The organism is Nocardiopsis coralli, assembly GCF_014892575.1.
Lineage (GTDB): Bacteria > Actinomycetota > Actinomycetes > Streptosporangiales > Streptosporangiaceae > Nocardiopsis > Nocardiopsis coralli.
On sequence record NZ_JADBGI010000072.1, the window covers coordinates 1 to 479 of the forward strand.

General features: G+C 72.4%; 1 pseudogene. It reads right to left on the reverse strand.

The features are described 5' to 3' along the window. Positions 1-479: pseudogene (locus IDM40_RS27795) on the reverse strand (HNH endonuclease signature motif containing protein); the annotation flags it as partial.

A 479-nucleotide genomic window follows, 5' to 3' on the forward strand; every position in this document is an offset into this window, starting at 1 on the left:
CACGGTGATGTTGATGACCGCCTTGGTCCCCGGCGGCTGTGAGCAGCCACCGCCAGAAGCGGACCCGTCAGCGTCAGCAGAAGAGTCAGCAGCAACGGCAGAGTCCCCCGAGGCGAAGTTCCCACCGCCCGAGGCGAAACCGCCGGGGCCGTCGCCGTCGGTGTCGCCGTCGGGGTCAGCACCCGCGTCAGCACCAGCGGCGGGGCCGCCGGTGGCGTTGCCCTTGCCCTTGCCGGTGCCGTTGGTCCCGGTCGTGGTGTGGGTGTGGCCGTGGTGGCCGTGGGCGAAGCCCATCGCGCTGATGAGCGCGTCGTAGGTGCGCCCGTAGCGCGAGGTCACGGCCTCGCCCGCAGGGATGAGGCCGATGTCGGCACCGTTGGTGCCGGTGCCGCCGGAGGCAGCTTCGGTGCCGTCGGCGCCCGCGCCGTTGGCGTCGGGGGTGTTGGTCTTCTCCGTGGTGCCGTAGGGGGCCGTGAACG